Consider the following 17,309-nt stretch of genomic DNA (forward strand, 5'->3'; position numbering starts at 1 on the left):
GCTCCAGTGATGACGGACCTGCACATGGTACATCGCCGCTATTGATGCAACATCATCAACCATCTGAGTATTTCAGGCAGCCATGGGCATCAGCCGCACCCGGTGCGCCGCCACGGCGGACAGCACGATATCCTTCAAGCCCTCGCCCTGCCCCTGCGCCAGGTGGTGCAGCAGCTGGTGGCGCATGCGCGGGGCCCAGAAGCGCTGGATGTGGTTGGCGATCTCGGTCTGCGCCTCGTCCTTGTCCGGGTAGGACTCGAAGAAGCTGCCGATCTGGTTGGCCATGATGACCAGGTGCTCGGTGTTCATGCTGGTAGTCTCCTTGTTTGAATGATCCCTGTATCGCCTACACCGTGCCGGCCGCCAGGTGGCCCAGCTGCTCCTCGTTGAAGCGCTCGTATTCCTGCTGCCACTCGGACGACTTGGGCTGCATCACCGGCATCACCTGCACCGCCGTCACCTTGTACTCGGGGCAGTTGGTGGCCCAGTCCGAGTTCTCGGTGGTGATCACGTTGGCGCCCGATTCCGGGAAGTGGAAGGTGGTGTACACCACGCCCGGCTGCATGCGGTCCGACACCACGGCGCGCAGCACGGTCTCCCCGGCCCGGCTCTGGATGCCGACCCACTGGCCGTCGGCGATGCCGCGCTCCTCGGCATCGTGCGGGTGGATTTCCAGCCTGTCCTCCTCGTGCCAGCGCGAGTTTTCGGTGCGGCGCGTCTGGGCGCCGACGTTGTACTGCGACAGGATGCGGCCGGTGGTCAGTATCAGCGGGTACTTGCGCGTCACCTTCTCGTCGGTCGGTATGTATTTGGTAATGAAGAACTTGCCCTTGCCGCGCACGAAACGGTCGATGTGCATGGTCGGCGTGCCTTCCGGCGCCTCGTCGTTGCACGGCCACTGTATGCTGCCCAGCTTATCCAGCTTGGCGTAGCTGACGCCGGTGAAGGTAGGCGTCAGGCTGGCGATTTCGTCCATGATCTGCGACGGATGGGTGTAGTTCATCGGGTAGCCCAGGCGCCTGGACAGCTCCACCGTCACTTCCCAGTCGGCATAGCCGGCCTTGGGCGGCATCACCTTGCGCACGCGCGAGATGCGGCGCTCGGCGTTGGTGAAGGTGCCATCTTTTTCCAGGAAGGAGGAACCGGGCAGCAGCACGTGGGCGTACTTGGCGGTCTCGTTCAGGAAGATGTCCTGCACCACGATGCACTCCATGGCGGCCAGCGCGGAGGTCACGTGCTGGGTGTTGGGGTCGGACTGCACGATGTCCTCGCCCTGGCAATACAGGCCCATGAAGGAACCGTGCAGCGCGGCGTCGAACATGTTGGGTATGCGCAGCCCAGGTTCGGCCTGCAGTTCCACGCCCCAGGCAGCTTCGAACTGTTGGCGGATGGTGGTGTCGGACACGTGGCGGTAGCCCGGCAGCTCGTGCGGGAAGGAGCCGATGTCGCAGGAACCCTGCACATTGTTCTGGCCGCGCAGCGGATTCACGCCCACGCCTTCGCGGCCAACGTTGCCGGTGGCCATGGCCAGGTTGGCGATGCCCATCACGGTGGTGGAGCCCTGGGCATGCTCGGTCACGCCCAGGCCGTAGTAGATGGCCGCATTGCCGCCGGTGGCGTACAGGCGCGCCGCTTCGCGTACCAATTGGGCCGGCACGCCGGTCACTTCTTCCATGAATTCCGGCGAGTTCTCCGGCAGCGCCACGAAATCGCGCCACTGCTGGAAGGCGCGGTCCTCGCAGCGCTCGGCAATGAAGGCCTCGGCCAGCAAGCCTTCGGTGACGATCACGTGCGCCAGCGAGGTGACCATGGCGACGTTGGTGCCGGGGCGCAGCTGCAAATGGTAGTCGGCGCGGATGTGGGCCGACTTCACCAGGTCGATGCGGCGCGGATCGATCACGATCAGCTTGGCGCCTTGGCGGATGCGGTGCTTCATGCGCGAGGCAAACACCGGGTGGCCATCGGTCGGGTTGGCGCCGATCACCAGGATGACGTCCGATTTTTCCACCGACTTGAAAGTCTGGGTGCCGGCCGATTCGCCCAGGGTCTGTTTCAGGCCGTAGCCGGTGGGCGAATGGCACACGCGGGCGCAAGTGTCCACGTTGTTGTTGCCGAAGGCGGCGCGCACCAGCTTCTGCACCAGGTAGCCCTCCTCGTTGGTGCAACGCGAGGACACGATGCCGCCGATGGAATCGCGGCCATGCTTGGCCTGTATGCGCTTGAATTCGGAAGCCGCATAGTCCAGCGCCTCGTCCCAGCTCACTTCCTTCCACGGGTCGGTGATCTTGGAACGTATCATGGGTTTCAGGATGCGGTCCTTGTGGGTGGCGTAGCCCCAGGCAAAGCGGCCCTTGACGCAAGCGTGGCCTTCGTTGGCCTTGCCTTCCTTGGCCGGCACCATGCGCACGATCTCGCTGCCCTTCATTTCCGCGTTCAGCGAGCAACCGACGCCGCAATAGGCGCAAGTGGTGTTGATGGTGTGTTCGGCCTGGCCCAGCCAGATCACGGATTTCTCGGTCAGGGTGGCGGTCGGGCAGGCTTCCACGCAGGCGCCGCAGGACACGCACTCCGATTCCATGAAGGGTTCATCCTGGCCGGCCGAGACGCGCGCCTCGAAGCCGCGTCCCGAGATGGTCAGCGCGAAGGTGCCCTGGGTTTCCTCGCAGGCCCGCACGCAGCGGTTGCACACGATGCACTTGGACGAGTCGAAGGTGAAATAGGGATTCGATTCATCCTTCTTCAGCTTGAGGTGGTTGTCGCCATCGTAGCCGTAGCGCACTTCGCGCAGGCCGGTGACGCCGGCCATGTCCTGCAGCTCGCAATTGCCGTTGGCCGGGCAGGTCAGGCAGTCCAGCGGGTGATCGGAGATATACAGCTCCATCACGCCCTTGCGCACGTCCTGCAGCTTGGCGGTCTGGGTGCGCACCACCATGCCGTTTTCGGCCGGCGTGGTGCACGACGCGGGATAGCCGCGCCGTCCTTCGATCTCCACCAGGCACAGGCGGCAGGAGCCGAATGGCTCCAGGCTGTCGGTGGCGCACAGCTTGGGGATGTTGATGCCGTTTTCCGCAGCGGCGCGCATCACCGACGTGCCTTCCGGGACGGTGACTTCATAGCCGTCTATGGTCAGGGTGACAAAGCTGGTGGCGACGCTGGGCGGCGTGCCGAAATCGCGGGTGATGATGGTTTCTATCATGGCGAAGCTCCTTCAGGCGGCGCGCTGGTCGTCAGCGACCTGGCCGAAATCTTGGGGGAAGTGGTTCAGTGCCGACAGCACCGGATACGGGGTCATGCCACCCATGGCGCACAGCGAGCCATTGAGCATGGTGTCGCACAGGTCGCGCAGCAGGATCACCTGCTTGGGGCGGTCCTGGCCGGCGCGTATCTTGTCGATCACCTCCACCCCACGGGTGGAGCCGATGCGGCACGGCGTGCACTTGCCGCACGATTCGGCCACGCAGAATTCCATGGCGTAGCGCGCCAGCTTGGACATGTCGGCCGTGTCGTCGTGCACCACGATGCCGCCGTGGCCCAGCACCGCCCACAGCGCGGCGAAGGCTTCGTAGTCCAGCGGAGTATCCCACTGCGATTCCGGCAGATAGGCGCCCAGCGGGCCGCCCACCTGTACCGCCTTGATCGGGCGGCCGCTGTAACTGCCACCGCCATAGTCGTACAGGACTTCGCGCAGGGTTACGCCAAAGGCCAGCTCGATCAGGCCGCCGTGCTTGATGTTGCCGGCCAGCTGGAAGGGCAGCGTGCCGCGCGAACGGCCCATGCCGTAGTTTTGATAGTAAGCCGCCCCCTTGTCCAGGATGATGGGCACGGAGGCCAGCGACAGCACGTTGTTGATCACCGTGGGCTTGCCGAACAGGCCCACCAGGGCCGGCAGCGGCGGCTTGGCGCGCACCACGCCGCGCTTGCCCTCGATACTCTCCAGCAGCGAGGTCTCCTCGCCGCAGATGTAGGCGCCGGCGCCCTTGCGCACTTCCAGTTCGAAGGCGCGGCCGGAGCCCAGCACATCGGAACCGAGGTAGCCGGCGGCGCGCGCGCTGGCAATGGCGGAGTTCAGGTTATCGATGGAGTGCGGATACTCGCTGCGGCAATAGATGTAGCCATGGGTGGCGCCCACCGCCAGCCCTGCGATGGTCATGCCCTCGATCAGCATGAAGGGGTCGCCCTCCATCACCATGCGGTCGGCAAAGGTGCCGGAGTCGCCCTCGTCGGCGTTGCAGACGATATATTTCTGCTGGCCGGCGGCCTTGGCCACGGTATTCCACTTGATCCCGGTCGGGAAGGCGGCGCCGCCCCGCCCGCGCAGGCCAGAGGCCGTCACGGCGGCGACGATGGCGGATGGCTCCATGGCCACCGCGTTGCGCAGGCCGCGATAGCCGCCGTGGGCTTCGTAGTCGGAGAGCGAGAGCGGATCGGTGATGCCGGCGCGGGCGAAGGTCAGGCGCTGCTGCCTGGCCAGGTAGGGAATACGCTCCACGGGGCCGAGGGCCAGCGCGTGGCCGTCCTGGCCCAGGTGGAAGCCGGCGTCGAACAGGGCCGACACATCGTCGGCGTCGACCGGGCCATAGCCGACACGGCCCACGGCAGCCTCCACTTCCACCAGCGGCTCCAGCCAGAACAGGCCACGGCTGCTGTTGCGCACCAGTTCGATGCTGATCTGGCGGCGCGCGGCCTCCAGCGCGATGGCGGCGGCGACGGCGTCCGCGCCCAGGGCCAATGCGGTCGAATCGCGCGGTACGAAGATGCGGATGCTCATACGGACTCCTTGGCTTTGGCGATCAGCTTGTCGAAACGGGCGGCGGTGACGCGGGCGTGCACGTCGTCGTCCACCATGATGGCGGGCGAGGTGGCGCACTGGCCCAGGCAGTAGACAGGCTCCAGGCCGAAGGCGCCGTCGGCGCTGTGGCCGTGCAGGCCGCAGCCCAGGGCGCGTTCGGCGTGCTCCAGCAGCGCGTCGCCGCCCATGCTCTGGCAGGCTTCGGCGCGGCAGATCTGGATCACGTGGCGGGCCGGCGCCTTGGTGCGGAAGTAGTGGTAGAAGGTGATCACGCCGTGAACCTCGGCGCGCGACAGGTTGAAGGCCTCGGCAATGATGCTCACCGAGTCGGGCGGAATGTAGCCCAGGGTGTCCTGGATGGCGTGCAGCATGGGCAGCAGCTGGTCCTGGCTGGTGCTGCCTGCGGCAAGCAGGGCCCGGACCTGTTCCTGCAAGGCTGCCGGGTCGGTGGCGCGCTGGTTCATCTGTGTCTCCTTTATCACTGCAGTTATGTTCCCTAAAACATAATCAGCAGCTAGAATTTGTCATGTGCAGCTAGGCTAGCACCATGAAAATAGCAAATCAATATGAAAGATTTTGCATATGCTGAAAGTCGAGATACGCCCTGACTGGGTCCTGCGCCATGCCGACGGCCTGACCACCGCCCTGCCCGTGCTGCTGCAGCTGCTGGCCTCCGTGCGCGAACTGGGCAGCATCAACCAGGCCGCCGCCGCCTGCGACATCTCCTACCGCCACGCCTGGGGCCTGCTGCGCGAGTTCAACGCCCAGTTTGGCGCGGAGCTGGTGCACAAGGTACGCGGCCAGGGCACGCGGCTGTCGCCGCTGGCGGAAAAGCTGATCTGGGCCGACAAACGCATCAACGCACGCCTGCAGCCCACCCTGGACAGCCTGGCCTCCGAGCTGCAGCAGGAACTGGCCAGCGTGCTGCCCAACCGCCAGCAGTCGCTGCGCCTGACCGCCTCGCACGGCTTCGCGGTGGCGGCGCTGGTGGAACGGCTGGAAGCCCAGGGCATGGTGGTGGACCTGCAGTACCGCAGCAGCACCGAGGCGGTGGCGGCGCTGGCGCGCGGCGAGTGCGACCTGGCCGGCTTCCACCTGCCGGTGGGCGAATTCGAGCGCGAGGCGGCCGCCACCTACCAGCCCTGGCTGAACGCGCGCCAGCACGCGCTGATCCACCTGGCCTTCCGCACCCAGGGCCTGTTCGCGGCCAGGGACAATCCCAAGGACATCCGTGCGCTGGAAGACCTGGCGCGTCCAGAGATCCGCTTCGTCAACCGCCAGCGCGGCTCCGGCACCCGGCTGCTGCTGGAACTGCTGCTGGCGCATCGCGGCATCGCCCGCACCGCCATAGCCGGCTACGAGAGTGCCGAGTTCACCCACGCGGCGGTGGCGGCCTATGTGGCCAGCGGCATGGCCGACGCCAGCTTCGGGGTGGAGACGGCGGCGCGCCGCTTCGAACTGGACTTCGTGCCCATCGCGCGCGAGCAGTATTTCTTCGCCTGCGAACAGAAGGCGCTGGCCTCGCCGCTGCTGTCGTCCGCGCTCGACACCATGGGTAATCCGGAGTTCAAGCAAGCGCTCAATGCGTTGCCGGGATACGACGGTTCGCTGTCCGGGACCCAGGTGGCGATGGAAGGAATATTTTAAAAAGCGTTGACATTCAAAATCGCAAGGGTGTATAAACGACACCGCTCCGGGGTGCATGCAAATGCTGAGATGGCGAAAGCCGAACCCGACGAACTTGATCCGGTTAATACCGGCGGAAGAAGAGCCGTTTGCGTTCCCTGATGTCAGCAGTCCCGCGTGCGCCCACTTGCACGCTTGATGCGGCCAGGAGCCTTTCCGGAGCACCTAACCATGCCAACGAAAGGAGACCTGATGAACGCACCTGACAAATTTGACGGCGCCAAATTCGCCGATCTGCTGGCCGCCTCGCGCCAGCCCTTCCCCGCCTCTACCAAGATCCATGTGCCCGGCCAGCTGCATGCCGATATCCGCGTGCCCATGCGCGAAGTCCTGCTGACCAACGGCGAGCGCATCTCGGTCTACGACACTTCCGGCCCCTACACCGATCCGGCCGCGCAGATCGACGTGCGCCAGGGCTTGCCGCTGGTGCGCGCGGAATGGATCGCCGCCCGCAATGACACCGAAAGCTACCAGGGCCGCCAGCCGCAAGCCATCGATGACGGCGGCCGCGACAGCGAACGCCTGGCCGCGCTGCGGCTGGAGGCGGCAGCCCTGCAGCGCACCCCGCGCCGCGCCCGCAGCGGCGCCAACGTCACGCAGATGCACTACGCCCGCAAGGGCATCATCACGCCCGAGATGGAGTACGTGGCCATCCGCGAGAACGGCCGGCGCGAATGGATGGCCGAATACCTGGCCGACAGCGGCCGCGAACAGCGCCTGCGCGGCAATCCCATGGGGGCGCAGATACCGCAACTGATCACGCCGGAATTCGTGCGCGACGAGGTGGCCCGTGGCCGCGCCATCATCCCGGCCAACATCAACCACCCGGAAGTGGAGCCCATGGCCATAGGCCGCAATTTCCTGGTCAAGATCAACGCCAACATCGGCAATTCGGCCGTGACCTCCAGCGTGGACGAGGAAGTGGAAAAACTCGTATGGGCCATCCGCTGGGGCGCCGACAACGTGATGGACCTGTCCACCGGCCGCAACATCCACACCACGCGCGACTGGATCATGCGCAATTCGCCAGTCCCCATCGGCACCGTGCCCATCTACCAGGCGCTGGAAAAGGTCGGCGGCATTGCCGAGGACCTGACCTGGGAAATCTACCGCGACACCCTGATCGAACAGGCCGAGCAAGGCGTGGACTACTTCACCATCCACGCCGGCCTGCGCCTGGCCTACATCCACCTGACCGCCAAGCGCCGCACCGGCATCGTCTCGCGCGGCGGCTCCATCATGGCCAAGTGGTGCATCGCCCACCACAAGGAAAGCTTCCTGTACACGCATTTCGAGGACATCTGCGACATCATGAAGGCCTACGACGTCAGCTTCTCTCTGGGTGACGGCCTGCGGCCCGGCAGCGGCGCCGACGCCAACGACGAGGCGCAGTTCGCCGAACTGCAGACCCTGGGCGAACTGACCCAGGTGGCCTGGAAGCACGATGTGCAAACCATGATAGAAGGCCCCGGCCACGTGCCCATGCACCTGGTGCAGGCCAACATGGACGAGCAATTGAAGCACTGCCACGAGGCGCCGTTCTACACCCTGGGTCCGCTCACCATCGACATCGCGCCCGGCTACGACCACATCGCCAGCGCCATTGGCGCCGCCATGATAGGCTGGTACGGCACCGCCATGCTGTGCTACGTGACGCCCAAGGAGCACCTGGGCCTGCCCGACCGCGACGACGTCAAGGCCGGCATCATCGCCTACAAGATCGCGGCGCACGCGGCGGACGTGGCCAAGGGCCATCCCGGTTCGCGGGCGCGCGACGATGCGCTGTCCAAGGCGCGCTTCGAATTCCGCTGGCACGACCAGTTCAACCTGAGCCTGGACCCGGACACGGCGCGCGACTTCCACGACGAGACCCTGCCCAAGGATTCCAGCAAGGAGGCGCATTTCTGCTCCATGTGCGGTCCCAAGTTCTGCTCCATGAAGATCACCCAGGAAGTGCGCGAGTTTGCCGCCGCCCAGGGCATCAGCGAGGAAGCGGCGCTGCAGGAAGGCCTGGAGCAGAAATCGACCGAATTCCGGCGCGCCGGCGGCGAGTTCTACATCCCCATCCAGCCGGCCGGCAGCAACTGAGATGACGCGGCTAGCTATCGGCATTGCCGGCGCCGGCCTGCTGGGACGGCTGCTGGCCTGGCGTTTGGCGCGCATGGGGCACCGCGTGACAGTGCACGACCCGGCCAGCGGCCCGTCGCAGCGCGGCGCTGCCGGCTGGACCGCCGCCGGCATGCTCAGCCCCTGGGCCGAGCTGGAGACGGCCGACCTGGCGGTGGCGCAGCTGGGCTTGCGCTCGCTGGACCTGTGGCAGGACACCGTGCGGGAGCTGGATGCGCCCGTGCATTTCGCGCGGCGCGGCAGCCTGCTGCTGTCGCATCGCGCCGACCTGGGCGCGGCCCGCCGCCTGCTGGACCTGCTCAATGCCAAGGCGCCGCAGGCGCACATGCCGCGCCCGCTGGAACCGGGCGAACTGGCCACCCTGGAATCGGCTATCCATGGTCCGACGCACGCCTGGATGCTGGACGGCGAAGGTCAGATCCATACGGTGCAGGCCATGGAAGCGCTGGCGTCTTCCGCCACCGCGCTGGGCGCCCAATGGTGCTGGGGCCACGCCGCCGCCCGGGTGGATGCAGGCCACATCGACGGCCAGCGCTACGACCATGTATTCGACGTGCGCGGCATCGGCGCCCGGCCCGATCTGCCGGTGCGCGGCGTGCGCGGCGAAATCGTGTGGCTGCATGCGCCCGGCGTGGCCCTGCACCGGCCCTTGCGGCTCATGCATCCGCGCTGGCGCGTGTACATGGTGCCGCGTCCCGGCGACATCGTGGTGGTGGGCGCCACCGAGATCGAATCGGAAGACCGCTCGCCAGTGTCGGTGCGCAGCCTGATCGGCCTGCTGACGGCCGCCCATAGCGTGATCCCGGAACTGGCCGAGGCGCGCCTGGTGCACAGCGAAACCAATTTGCGCCCGGCCCTGCCGGACAACCTGCCGCTGGCCGAACATGGCGCGGGCATCAGCCGTATCAACGGCTTGTTCCGCCACGGCTGGCTGATTGCGCCGGCGCTGGTGGAGCAGGCCCTGGCCGCCACCGGCATCACTGCATTGGAGGAGCACGCGGCATGAATGCGGCCACCCAAACCAACACCATCGCCGTCACCGTGAACGGCACGCCGCACCAGGTGGATGCGGCCACGCTGGCCGACCTGCTGGCCCTGCTGGACCACGCGCCGGACTCGGTGGCGACCGCCGTCAATGGAGAATACGTCGCGCGCGGGCTGCGCGGCGCGCACATCCTGCAGGCAGGCGATCAGATCACCTGCTTCCAGGCCATCGTAGGAGGATGAGATGACAACACCATTCAATCTGGCAGGCGTGCCGCTGCAGAGCCGTTTCCTGCTTGGCACCGCAGGCTATCCATCGCCCCAGGTGCTGCGCGAAGCGATTGCCGCTTCCGGTTCCCAGGTGGTGACCCTGGGCCTGAAACGCCAGCTGGCCGGCGAGGCCAGGGACAACGGATTCATCGACATCATCCGCGCCAGCGGCGCGCGGCTGCTGCCCAACACGGCCGGCTGCCGCACGGCGCGCGAGGCCATCACCCTGGCGCACATGGCGCGCGAACTGCTGGGCACCCACTGGATCAAGCTGGAAGTGGTGGGCGATGAGCACACCCTGCAGCCGGACCAGTGGGAGCTGGTGTCGGCGGCCGAGCAACTGGTGCGGGACGGCTTCGAAGTCTTCCCCTACTGTACCGACGACCTGGTGACGGCCTTCCGGCTGGCCGATGCGGGGTGCAGCATCCTCATGCCCTGGGGGGCGCCCATCGGTTCCGGCCAGGGGCTGATCAACCCTTGGGCGCTGCGCACGCTGCGCGCGCGCTTCCCGGACCTGACCCTGGTGGTCGATGCCGGCATAGGCGCGCCCTCGCACGCGGCGCAGGCCATGGAATTGGGATACGACGCCGTGCTGCTCAACAGCGCGGTGGCGCAGGCGGTCGATCCGGTTGGTATGGCGGCGGCGTTCCGGCATGCCATCGAGGCCGGGCGCCTGGGCTATGTCTCCGGCCTGCTGGCGCCGCAGGATGTGGCGGTGGCGTCCACGCCGGTGGGCGGGCGTCCTTTTGACATCTAGGAGAGCGGCATGAGCTTGATCTGGACCGTAGGCGATGGCGGGCGCGAGACCGCGTATGCGGAGGCGCTGGCGGCGCGGGCCTTCGGCGTGAAGTTCAAACCGGCGGACCGGCAGGGCGAAGTCAGCGCCCTGCCGCGCGTGCTGAAAGCCGGGGTGCCAGCCAGCGCCGGCGAGGCGGCCGAACTGGCGCAGCGCATCGACAGCCTGCGCGCACGGGGCCCGCTGGCCTTCGTGCTGGACCTGGACGCCACGGCCAGGCAGCAGCACGAAGTGCGTGCCGCCATCGAACAGGAACTGCTGCCACGGGCAACGGTCGCCATCACGTCGCTGCGCCGCGCCGACCTGCTGGTGGGCGGCCTCGCCAATGCTACGGGCCTGGCGGCCGACCTGCGCACTGCCGGCGCCGGCGCCGCGATCGTCATCAACGCCGCCGCCGGCCGGCCGGCCCCGGCAGCGGCTGCGGAGACGGTCTTGCCCGCGCCGCACGGGGGCGCAGCCCTCCCGTACCCCAAAGTCCACGGTCAGCAGGAAGCAGGCGTGGCGCTTGCCTGGCTGGACACGCCGCAGGCGCAAGGCTGGCTGCGCGCAGCTCCGCGAGGCGCGGCGGCTGAACCTTACCACGATGCGCCGCTGTACGCGGCGTCGCTGGCCGCCGCCCTGTCGCTGGACTTCTGCGCCGCCGATGCGGCGGTGCTGGCGCAGATGGCGGTTGCCGCCGGCGAGCCTGAGCCGGGCTTCGCGCGCCATGGCGCCCTGCTGCCCCGGCTGGACATCGCACCCGGCATACCGGCCGAAGCCAGCGAGGGTTTCGCGCCCCTGGCAGAGCGCAAGCTGGGCCTGTACGCCGTGGTCGGCAGTGCGGACTGGGTGGAGCGGGTGCTGGACGCCGGCGTAAAAACCGTGCAGCTGCGCGCCAAGGAAGGCACACCTGAATTCCTGTCCAGGGAAATCGCCCGCTGCGTGAAGGCCGCCAATGCCACGGGCGCCCAGCTGTTCATCAACGACCACTGGGAACTGGCGCTGGAACACAAGGCCTATGGCGTCCACCTTGGCCAGGAAGACCTGCTGAAGGCCGACCTGGGCGTGCTGCGCCGCGCCGGCATGCGCATCGGCATCAGCACCCACAGCTACTGGGAAGTGTGCCGCGCGCTGTCCATAGGCTCCAGCTACGTCGCCTGCGGCCCGGTCCATCCGACCACCACCAAGGACATGCCCTGGACACCACAAGGCCCCGGCAATGTGGCCTACTGGGCGCGCGCGCTGGAGCAACCCATCGTCGCCATCGGCGGCATGGATGAAGACCGCAGCCGCGAGGCGGCCCGGTGCGGGGCGGCGGGCGTGGCGGTCCTGCGCGGCATCGTCAACGCCCGGGACCACGCGGCGGCCATCGCCGCGCTGCAACGCGCCATTGCCGAGGGCGCAGCAGGTTTGCCGCCCACCCCGGCCCTGCCGCGCAGCACCCTTCCATGGCAGGGCTAAAACTAGTAATTATTACAAGGGGTGCATGGTGTAAAGACCGGTAAAGATCACCGGATTAAAGTATTTCCTAAGATAAACTATTCCTCAGACATCTTAGGAGCGCACCATGACCACCACCACCCTGCGACGTACCCTCCTCGTAACCTCCTTGATGGCCGCCGCGCTCTGTGCCCAGGCCCAGCCCGGAAAGAACTGGCGCGGCATCCAGACCCGCGCCCCGGACAGCTCGGACGCCACCTCCGGCGCCGACATGCAATCGGGCGAGTCGGTGCATGTGGCGGTGTCGCTGTCGCTGCGCAACCGCGACGCGCTGGAAGCCTTTGCCTACAGCCTGGCCAACGGCAGCGTCAGCACCCCGCTGACCTCGGCCCAGTTCCTGGCCACCTGCGCGCCCACCCAGGCCGACGTCGACAAGGTGGTGACCTACCTGCGCAACAGCGGCTACGTGAACATCGAAGTCAGCGCCAACAAGCTGCTGGTGACGGCCGACGGTACCGCCAGCACCGCCAAACAGGCCTTCAACGTCAACATGCGCCACTACCGGGTGAACGGCCGCAGCGCCTACGCCAACACCAACGACGCCCAGGTGCCGCAGGAGCTGGGCAGCATCGTGCTGGGGGTGCAGGGCCTGCAGACCGTGCACACCGCGCACACGGCCCTGAGCCGGGTGCAGAGCAGCGTGGTGTACGCCACTTCCGGCAAGACCGGCCATAGCCCCAAGGAATGGCCGACCATCTACAACGCCACCGGCCTGCCGACCGCCGCCAACACCAGCATAGGCATCATCACGGCGGGCGACCTGACCCAGACCCAGGCCGACCTGGCCACCTTCGTCAAGTCGGCCGGCTACGCCACGCCGGCGGTGAGCGTGGTGAACGTGGCCAGCGCCAGCCGCCGCGCCAGCACCAGCACCAGCGACTACACGGCCGAATGGGATATCGACGCCCAGGACGCGCTGGGCGCCGCCGGCGGCGTGGTCAAGTCGCTGATCTTCTACAACGCCGCCTCGCTGACCGACGCCGACCTGACCAAGGCCTACAACGCCGCCGTCGCCGCCAATACGGCCAAGGTGATCAATGTGTCGCTGGGCCAGTGCGAGACCAGCGCCCGGCTGTCGGGGAGCATGGCCACCAACGACCAGATCTTCCTGGCCGCCATGGCCCAGGGCCAGACCTTCGTGGTGGCCTCGGGCGACTCGGGCGCCTACACCTGCGGCGGCAAGACCGCGTCGCAAAGCTATCCGGCCGTCTCGCCGTACGTGATCGCGGTGGGCGGCACCTCGCTCACCACCACGTCCAGCGGCGCGTGGAGCGCCGAAACCGTGTGGGCCTGCTCCAGCTACAGCACTTGCGACAGCAACGGCGGCACCGGCGGCGGCCCCAGCCTGACCGAGACGGCGCCTTCGTGGCAAATTTCGTCCAAGGTGCTGGGCACGTCGACCAGGCGCGGCGTGCCGGACCTGGCGTTTGTGGGCGATCCGGCCACCGGCGCCCAGCCCATCGTCAACGGCAAGGTGGCGCAGTATGGCGGCACCAGCCTGGCGGCGCCCATCTTCGTGGGCTTCTGGGCCCGCATCCAGTCGGCCAACAATAACAAGCTGGCCTTCCCCGGCCCCGCGCTGTACAAGTACGGCGTGGCCAACACCGCCCTGTTCCACGACGTCACCTCGGGCACCAACGGCGCCTATTCGGCCGCCAAGGGCTGGGACTACACCACCGGCTTCGGCAGCCTGGACGTGACGGCCTTCTACAACTTCATCAAAAGCAACGGCGGCTTTTAACACCCAGTGACCAAAACAAAGCTGTGCACCTCATGTTGTCCACCTCATGGCACCTCATGGTGTCCACCTCATGGTGTCAGATCTGCCATCACCTCATGGTGTCCATCACCTCATGGTGTCCACCTCATGGTGTCAGATCTGCCATCGGTACATCAGTCCGCCTCTTGAAGCAAACTCATGTACCAATGGCAGACCTGACACCGGGGTGACACCGGGGTGACACCGGGGTGGACACCGTAGTGGTTTCAGTCACGAAAGTGATTAGATCGGCGTCGTTGTTGACACCAAGGAATAGAAAAAAGATACTCGTGACACTTTAGAAAGTGATCACGATGCGTCCACTGCTCATTTCCGCTCTCGCCATCCCGCTGCTGTGCGGCGCCGCGCCCGGCAAGCAGGTGGAAAAGCTGGACCGCGGCGCGGTGGCCATCGCCACCGGCAAGGGCGTGTTCCTGAGCTGGCGCGCGCTCGGCACCGATCCAAACAACACCCTGTTCCACGTTTATCGCGACGGCGCCCGCCTCACCGCGCAGCCCATCTCCCTCACAAATTTCACCGATACCTCCGGCAGTTCCATCAACCGCTACACGGTGCGCGCCGTGGTGGACGGCAAGGAGCAGGCCGCCGCTGCAGCGGGCGCCACCTGGCAGACGCCATTCCGCAGCATCCCGGTGCAGAAACCGGCCGGCGGCGCCACGCCCGATGGACGCAGCTACAGCTATGAACTCAACGACGGTTCCGCCGCCGACCTCGATGGCGACGGCAGCTACGAATTGATCGTCAAATGGCAGCCCACCAACGCCAAGGACAACTCGCAGGCCGGCTACACCGGCAACACCTACATCGACGCCTACAAGCTCGATGGCACCCGGCTGTGGCGCATCGACCTGGGCCGCAACATCCGCGCCGGCGCCCACTACACCACCTTCCTGGCCTATGACTTCGACGGCGATGGCAAGGCCGAAATCATGGCCAAGACCGCCGACGGTACCGTGGACGGCGCCGGCAAGGTGATCGGCGACCCCGCCGCCGACTACCGCAACGAACGCGGATACATCCTGTCCGGCCCCGAATTCCTCACCGTCTTCAGCGGCCAGACCGGCGCCGCCATGGCCACCGTGCCCTACCTGCCGGCGCGCGGCGAGGTCGCCGCCTGGGGCGACAAATACGGCAACCGGGTAGACCGCTTCCTGGGCGGCGTGGCCTACCTGGACGGCCAGCGCCCCAGCGCCATCTTCTCGCGCGGCTATTACACGCGCGCCGTGATCGCGGCCTGGGACTGGCGCGACGGTAAACTCACCAGCCGCTGGGTGTACGACCAGCCCACCGAAGGCGGCGCCTACCACCAGGGCGCGCACTGGCTGTCGGTGGCCGACGTCGATGGCGATGGCAAGGACGACATCATCTACGGCGCCGCCACCATCGCCAGCAACGGCAAGCTGCTGTACTCGACCGGCTTGTGCCACGGCGACGCCCTGCACGTCGGCAAACTCGATCCCCAGCGCCGCGGCCAGCAAGTCTTCATGGTGCACGAGACCCCAGGCTGCTACAACGGCAAGGGCGTGGAGATGCACGACGCCGCCACCGGCAAGATCCTGTGGAGCTTCACCGGCAACGGCAAGGACGTGGGCCGCGGCGTGTGCATGGACATCGATCCCGACTATCCCGGCGAGGAATGCTGGGCCAGCGAGGGTGGCCTGGTCAGCGCCGCCGGGCAGGAAATCTGGCCCGAGCATCCGCGCCACATCAATTTCGCCATCTGGTGGGACGGCGACCTGCTGCGCCAGTCGCTGGACGGTCCCTACATCGACAAGTGGAACCCGCTGGACAAGAACTTCGACCGCATGCTGGACGGCGCGGCCTACGGCGCCGCCTCCAACAACGGCACCAAGTCCACGCCGGTGCTGTCGGCCGACCTGTTCGGCGACTGGCGCGAGGAAGTGGTCTGGCGCAGCAGGGACAGCACCGAGCTGCTGATCTTCAGCACCACCCGCCCGACCAGCCACCGTATCCCAACCCTGATGCACAATCCGCAGTACCGTGTACAGGTGGCCGGACAAAATGCAGGCTACAATCAGCCGCCGCATCCCAGCTTCTACCTGGGTGCGGGAATGGAAGCGGTCAAACAAGACCCGATTTACACCCCCTGACCTCACAACCGGACTGTATAACCATGATCAAACGGAGCACCCTGTCCTACGCCGCCCTGCTGCTGGCCGCCGCCAACGCCGGCGCCGCCGAGCGCCTGACCGTCACCGTCAGCAACGAGCAGTCGCTGGCCCGCCCCTCTGAAACCATCACCATCCCTTGGTCGGAAGTGAACAAGGCCCTGCCCGGCGCCCTGCTGCAGAAGATCGAAGTGCGCGACGCCAAGGGCCAGGTGCTGCCCTACCAGGTCACCAACGTGGCCCCGGAAGCCAAGGACCCGAAAAACGAAGGCATCGCCTATGGCGACCTGATTTTCCAGCATGACTTCAAGGCCGGCGAGAAGAGCGCCACCTTCACCGTGCAGAAAATCGACAAGCTGGCGCCGGTGTTCCCGACCAAGGTCAGCGCCCGCTACGTGCCCGAGCGCCTGGACGATTTCGCCTGGGAGAATGACAAGATCGCCCACCGCACCTACGGCCCGGCCCTGGCCGCCCCCGATGCGGAAGGCCGTGGCAAGGAAGTGCTGGTCACCAGCGGCTTGGATATCTGGTTCAAGCGCGTGCCCTACCCCATCGTCGACCGCTGGTACAACAAGGGCCATGACCACTACCACCACGACGAGGGTGAGGGCATGGACATGTACAACGTCGGCCGTTCGCGCGGCGCAGGCGGCACCGGCATCTGGGACGGCAAGCAGCTCTACGTGGGCCGCAACTACGCCAAGTGGAACGTGATCGCCAATGGCCCCATCCGCGCCATCTTTGAACTGAGCTACGACGCCTGGGACGCGGCCGGCGCCAAGGTCAGCGAAGTCAAGCGCTTCACGGTGGACGCGGGCCACTACCTGGACCGCATCGACAGCACCTTCAGCTTCAGCGGCCAGCCGCAGCTCACCGCCGCCGTCGGCCTGTTCAAGAAGCCGGCCGACAAGGGCCAGGACGCCGTGGTCACGCCCGAGAAAGTGGCGGGAGACCGCTCGCTGCTGCAGTGGGTGGAGCAGAAATCCAACGGCGCCTTCGGCACCGCCGTCATCGTGCCCTCGGCCGACGCCCAGGGCTATGCCGAGGACGAGCTCAATGAACTGGTGCTGGCCCCGGTCACCTCCGGCAAGCCGCTGACCTACTACGTGGGCGGCGGCTGGGTGCGCGGCGGCGACTTCGCCACCCGCGCCGACTGGCAGAAATACGTGGCCAACGAGGCCGCGCGCGTGCGCACGCCGGTCAAGGTCAGCCTGTCAAGCTCGAAATAAGCGAGGGGCGGCTGCGTGGCGTTTTCGCCGCGCGGCCGCT

General features: G+C 66.8%; 13 protein-coding genes and 1 riboswitch. Of the genes, 9 read left to right on the forward strand and 4 right to left on the reverse strand.

Features of this window, described 5'->3' with window-relative positions:
• Positions 1 to 72: 72 nt before the first annotated feature.
• The 4 genes from ACLB1G_RS00745 to ACLB1G_RS00760 are packed head-to-tail and all read right to left on the reverse strand — an operon-like array spanning position 73 to position 5,253.
• Positions 73 to 309, reverse strand: coding sequence for a formate dehydrogenase subunit delta (locus ACLB1G_RS00745; RefSeq protein WP_491625260.1), 237 nt, complete (start codon positions 307 to 309; stop codon positions 73 to 75).
• 37 nt (positions 310 to 346) lie between these two features.
• Positions 347 to 3,196, reverse strand: coding sequence for a formate dehydrogenase subunit alpha (gene fdhF / locus ACLB1G_RS00750; protein ID WP_491625261.1), 2,850 nt, complete (start codon positions 3,194 to 3,196; stop codon positions 347 to 349).
• Positions 3,197 to 3,208: 12 nt separating this feature from the next.
• Positions 3,209 to 4,768, reverse strand: a complete 1,560-nt coding sequence (locus tag ACLB1G_RS00755) for a formate dehydrogenase beta subunit (RefSeq protein ID WP_491625262.1) — start codon at positions 4,766 to 4,768, stop codon at positions 3,209 to 3,211.
• Positions 4,765 to 5,253, reverse strand: a complete 489-nt coding sequence (locus ACLB1G_RS00760) for a formate dehydrogenase subunit gamma (RefSeq protein WP_491625263.1) — start codon at positions 5,251 to 5,253, stop codon at positions 4,765 to 4,767. Before ACLB1G_RS00760 ends, ACLB1G_RS00755 begins: the two co-directional genes overlap by 4 nt.
• A gap of 118 nt (positions 5,254 to 5,371) precedes the next feature.
• Between ACLB1G_RS00760 and ACLB1G_RS00765 the strand changes: the two genes are divergently transcribed.
• The 9 genes from ACLB1G_RS00765 to ACLB1G_RS00805 all read left to right on the forward strand — a co-directional run bounded on the left by ACLB1G_RS00765 (position 5,372) and on the right by ACLB1G_RS00805 (position 17,269).
• Positions 5,372 to 6,436: a substrate-binding domain-containing protein gene (locus ACLB1G_RS00765; protein WP_491625264.1), complete on the forward strand. Its 1,065-nt coding sequence runs from the start codon at positions 5,372 to 5,374 to the stop codon at positions 6,434 to 6,436.
• Positions 6,437 to 6,473: 37 nt separating this feature from the next.
• Positions 6,474 to 6,574: riboswitch (TPP riboswitch) on the forward strand.
• A 93-nt stretch (positions 6,575 to 6,667) separates the two neighbouring features.
• A complete protein-coding gene (gene thiC, locus ACLB1G_RS00770) occupies positions 6,668 to 8,563 on the forward strand; it encodes a phosphomethylpyrimidine synthase ThiC (protein ID WP_491625265.1) in 1,896 nt (631 codons plus the stop codon).
• 1 nt (position 8,564) lies between these two features.
• Positions 8,565 to 9,608 (forward strand): FAD-dependent oxidoreductase, encoded by a 1,044-nt coding sequence (locus tag ACLB1G_RS00775; RefSeq protein ID WP_491625266.1) that lies wholly within the window; start codon positions 8,565 to 8,567, stop codon positions 9,606 to 9,608.
• On the forward strand, positions 9,605 to 9,829 hold the full coding sequence (gene thiS / locus ACLB1G_RS00780; protein ID WP_491625267.1) for a sulfur carrier protein ThiS: 225 nt from the start codon (positions 9,605 to 9,607) through the stop codon (positions 9,827 to 9,829). Before ACLB1G_RS00775 ends, thiS begins: the two co-directional genes overlap by 4 nt.
• A 1-nt stretch (position 9,830) precedes the next feature.
• Positions 9,831 to 10,613 carry a thiazole synthase gene (locus ACLB1G_RS00785; RefSeq protein WP_491625268.1) on the forward strand — a complete coding sequence of 261 codons (783 nt, stop codon included), beginning with the start codon at positions 9,831 to 9,833 and terminating at the stop codon, positions 10,611 to 10,613.
• Positions 10,614 to 10,622: 9 nt separating this feature from the next.
• Complete coding sequence (locus ACLB1G_RS00790) at positions 10,623 to 12,092, forward strand: thiamine phosphate synthase (RefSeq protein ID WP_491625269.1); 1,470 nt, start codon at positions 10,623 to 10,625, stop codon at positions 12,090 to 12,092.
• Between the two features lie 106 nt (positions 12,093 to 12,198).
• Positions 12,199 to 13,872 (forward strand): S53 family peptidase, encoded by a 1,674-nt coding sequence (locus tag ACLB1G_RS00795; RefSeq protein WP_491625270.1) that lies wholly within the window; start codon positions 12,199 to 12,201, stop codon positions 13,870 to 13,872.
• 332 nt (positions 13,873 to 14,204) lie between these two features.
• Positions 14,205 to 16,022: a rhamnogalacturonan lyase gene (locus tag ACLB1G_RS00800; RefSeq protein WP_491625271.1), complete on the forward strand. Its 1,818-nt coding sequence runs from the start codon at positions 14,205 to 14,207 to the stop codon at positions 16,020 to 16,022.
• 23 nt (positions 16,023 to 16,045) lie between these two features.
• Positions 16,046 to 17,269: a BT3233 family polysaccharide utilization protein gene (locus tag ACLB1G_RS00805; protein ID WP_491625272.1), complete on the forward strand. Its 1,224-nt coding sequence runs from the start codon at positions 16,046 to 16,048 to the stop codon at positions 17,267 to 17,269.
• Positions 17,270 to 17,309 lie beyond the last annotated feature (40 nt).

The sequence above is a fragment of the Duganella kummerowiae genome, from assembly GCF_053572355.1.